This window comes from Nostoc sp., assembly GCF_041747015.1.
GTDB lineage: Bacteria > Cyanobacteriota > Cyanobacteriia > Cyanobacteriales > Nostocaceae > Nostoc.
In genome coordinates this window covers 1-3,513 of sequence record NZ_JBGTFY010000360.1, presented here as the reverse complement: position 1 = coordinate 3,513, position 3,513 = coordinate 1, and the positions used below count along the sequence as shown (strand labels likewise).

Annotated in this window: 4 protein-coding genes and 1 pseudogene; 1 reads left to right on the top strand and 4 read right to left on the bottom strand. The window is 46.2% G+C overall.

The annotated features are described in order from the left end of the window. Positions 1-22 precede the first annotated feature (22 nt). The 3 genes and pseudogenes from ACEW80_RS28855 to ACEW80_RS28845 form a co-directional block, all read right to left on the bottom strand. Positions 23-745: a restriction endonuclease gene (locus ACEW80_RS28855; protein ID WP_373529895.1), complete on the bottom strand. Its 723-nt coding sequence runs from the start codon at positions 743-745 to the stop codon at positions 23-25. A gap of 81 nt (positions 746-826) precedes the next feature. Then, positions 827-952 (bottom strand): hypothetical protein, encoded by a 126-nt coding sequence (locus ACEW80_RS28850; protein WP_373529896.1) that lies wholly within the window; start codon positions 950-952, stop codon positions 827-829. Positions 953-1,046: 94 nt separating this feature from the next. Beyond that, a pseudogene (locus ACEW80_RS28845) lies at positions 1,047-1,310 on the bottom strand (ISNCY family transposase); the annotation flags it as partial. Between the two features lie 307 nt (positions 1,311-1,617). On the opposite strand from ACEW80_RS28845, the gene ACEW80_RS28840 reads away from it, so the two are divergent. Beyond that, the gene (locus ACEW80_RS28840) at positions 1,618-2,793 is read left to right on the top strand and encodes a vanadium-dependent haloperoxidase (RefSeq protein ID WP_373529894.1); all 1,176 of its coding nucleotides are present in this window, start codon (positions 1,618-1,620) and stop codon (positions 2,791-2,793) included. A gap of 348 nt (positions 2,794-3,141) precedes the next feature. On the opposite strand, the gene ACEW80_RS28835 is transcribed toward ACEW80_RS28840, so the two are convergent. Then, on the bottom strand, positions 3,142-3,513 hold a 372-nt coding region (locus tag ACEW80_RS28835; protein ID WP_373529893.1), incomplete at its 5' end, for a hypothetical protein.

The window sequence follows — 3,513 nt, the reverse complement described above, 5'->3', positions numbered from 1 at the left end:
CTTTTTGGAAAAATAAGTAATATTACCCCACAACTTTCAACCTTTGCCCTAGCACAAAATCAACAAGCCGTTGACCACTGATTAAACTTATTCCATACTCCCGCAGCAATTCCTGGGCTAATTCTCCAGTTTTGCCACTATGGATAAAGAATCCTCCATAGGCTTTCTCCCGTTGGATAACTTTGTAAAAGTCATGAATATGCTGTGGGTTAATATAACCCCGATAACGCTTTGCCTGGATGAGATAAAGCTTCCCAGCAATTGTTACGCGCCCATCCAAGCCGCCGTCACCCGTATATTTAAAGTTACGCTCGATTTCCCAACCTTGTTCTTGGCAGCAGGTAAGCAATAACTCCTCAAAGGCATAGGGGTTCATTTTGCGAAGGATAGCGAGTGCTTCTGGTAGTTCAACGACAGTGATGCGATCGCGTAAGCGCTTGAGTACAGAATCGGCAAGCTGAATATATTGCTGATGCCGACTACTAGGAAGCCGAACCCTCTTTGAAGCTGGCGGCTGCCTAAGTGCAACTACTCTACGCGATGGGGCTGATGGTGGAGGGGGTGCAGTAATAGTAGGCTGCGACGAGTTGCGCTCTTGAATTTCTGGGGGCTTAAGCGATGGCGGCTCTTGAGGTCGGTTTTGTTGCCGACGCTTACGACCGGAAACTGCACCAGCCACGAGCGCGATTACCCACGCTATCAAAACCAGGCAACCAAGCCCAAGTAGAAAAACCAAAATTTCCATTACTGCCTCCTCGTCAACTTATCCCATAACACCTGCGGCAACAGCACAGTCTTCCTTGTTTCCAACGCCATCACCTGCAGATTATGGCAAACACCGTTCTACAAGAGCTTTAGTTAACTGTTTAAGAATCCCACCTTCTCCCAGTAGGTCTTCTGGATTTTGATAGCCTTTAAGTAGTTCGTCAAGTAATTCCGGTTGAAAGGTCATAGTTTTGTGTCTTGGGCTTTGTAGTTCATTAGAGCTAGTTTTATTCTCTGACACAAACTAATTTACAATCCCATTAGAGGGAAAGTTAATCCCCTTTTTGGGCTACCCGTTCCAGGCTACCCTCAATTAGAGTCAATCGTGAGCGTAGTTTTAACCCAGAGGCTTCTAGCGGTGGAACACCGTCATCGGTCAGAGCGCTGCGTACTGCTAAACAATAACTTCGGACAGTTTCAGATCCCACGTCATTACTGTTGGCAACACTGCGCTTGATGGTTCGCACTCCTCGCACCTGCTTTTTAAGTTCCTTTTTTGCATGGCGGTCGGCGGCATAAACTTGATAACTACACATAGTCAAATAATCTTTAAGCAGTAGTCGATTTAAAGTGTGGATCAACTCCTCGCTTAACTAACTGTTAACACCGTTGATTCTATTACTGGCTATGACTTTATCTGTCCAAACCTTTTAAATTATTATAACAATGTGAATTTTTATATTTTTTAGCGTAAATTAGCGTTTTGAGTTTGAAGAACAAATAGTAGCAGTTCATAAGTTTTTGCTTAATAGAGATGGTTTCTAGATTCATGTGGATCCGCCAAATCTTATAAAGGCTACCCTCAAACTTGTTTGTTGTACAACTTGATTTTCAAACTTCTTAGGAGAAATAATGACGGAAGCAAGTGAGAAAGTATCGAGCAGAGGCTCACAATCTATACCACAGTATTCTTTGAATGGTCCGCAGGTAGAACCAGAAGCTAGTTACTGGATACGCTGCCCCAGACCCAAGATTGTGTCGCTGGATGAACTCATTGCTGTAACTGATGATCCTCGCAGCAATGAGTTTTTTCCACCCTATCCAGATTGGCGTACGCCCGAGGGGCAAAATGTCACTGATGCTGAAATTGCGGAGTTACGAGAGTTAGCCACCTTACGTGCTGACCAAAATGCGGTAGCTGGAGGTCCATCAGGGCGTGAGCGTAAGCCACTAAGTGTATTTTTGACAGGTGGCACTTTTCTTAATATGAAGTTTTCTCCACCGCCCTTGGGTGCAGTTGTGAGGACGGCTCGACCAAATGAACCGTTGATTCAAACTGGTCGGGAATTAGCCCGCTATTTTGAAAAGGAAACTCCAGGATTAGCGCACCGTCACGCACTCAACGGGTTAATCTTATTGCGGAACTGGTCACCACCTCGTCAAGCCTGGGTCTGGGCAGCTTTAGACGTAGCAATCTCCAGCGCTCTGTTGGCAGCATGGCACTACAAATGGTTAAGTACGGGTCGAACTGATCTGGTAGCACGCCGCCAGCGTCCGATTGAATATCTGCTATCTCGTGGCTTGCCTCCCTTGGAAGTGCTTTACGACACAGAAGTTGATGTAAGCAGTGGTGAGGTGAGGGATGGCAGACCGCGAACCGAACCGCAACCGTCACCGGGTACGCCACGTCATCCCGCGTATCCTTCTGGTCACAGTACGTATGCTGGTGCTGCCAGCGAACTACTGTCCTGCTTCTTCCCAGAAGCTAGAACAGAACTCGATAATTTGGCGGACAACGCAGGTATGGCACGCTTGTGGGCAGGCATTCATTGGCGTACTGACCATATAGCAGGTATGGCTTTAGGTCGCACGGTGGCACGCTTGGTTGTTACTCAACTTAATTCTACTGGCATTCCACCAATTCCCAATTCCTATTCTACACCTCCCTCTCTAGAGGTTTTGCAGCGCCAAGCTGACAAATTTGCTGTTGACTGTGGTCGCGGTAATAGTAACTTCTGCTCGCAAGGGGAACGCCTAGATGCAGAAATGCTCAGACGTGCTCAGAGTCCACAGCAAGGTGCTAGGTAGAGGTATTACAAGAAACAGAGTGGGGAAGATGCACGGTTAATTAAGTCAAATTGCCGAATTAATCGTATTTGAGCCAGCTTTTAGGTGCGCTTAATCTTGGGTCTTGTTACTTTTTCCCTAAAAGGTGACAAGACTCACAGTCTTGCCCTCACCACTGACGACTAATTTTTTATCAATTGGTCGGTATTTCCCACTCATGCCGCTCAAATCAATCCTTTGGAATCAGCTACACTCAATCCAATCGAGCAATTGCCGACCTCTAACTCGTCTGGGAGACATTACTTTTGTTTCCCTTGCAATAATTCACATTTGGATTAACAGAATTTTATTACTGGGATAGATTCATTGCTACCTCTTTATCAACTTCTCCCACCACACCTGTGGCAGTAGTTTAGTCTTCAGCGCCAGCACCCTAAGATTGTGGCAGACACCCTTGGGCTTAGGACAAAGCACTGCCGTCGGCATCCCCATAAATGCGATCGCACAGTAGAAGATTACCAACGGAGTCCAAACTAAATAGTAGAAAGTAGTCCGATTCGATGCCCGATGCAACGTGCCAAACGTCCACTTTAGCCACAACTGCCATCGCTCCATCCTGGCTTTGTCCAAACGTTGTTCTTGGGTGATCGCTTTGGCGCGTTCCCGTAACTTATAGTTATTCAACTCAATTAGCTGTCGATCTGTTGTGGAAATAACACTAATACGTTGACTAATACACTC

Bases quoted from the DNA above. Each gene is read 5' to 3' on its own strand.
- ACEW80_RS28855 (WP_373529895.1), bottom strand. From the start codon at position 745: ATGGAAATTTTGGTTTTTCTACTTGGGCTTGGTTGCCTGGTTTTGATA.
- ACEW80_RS28850 (WP_373529896.1), bottom strand. From the start codon at position 952: ATGACCTTTCAACCGGAATTACTTGACGAACTACTTAAAGGCTATCAA.
- ACEW80_RS28840 (WP_373529894.1), top strand. From the start codon at position 1,618: ATGACGGAAGCAAGTGAGAAAGTATCGAGCAGAGGCTCACAATCTATA.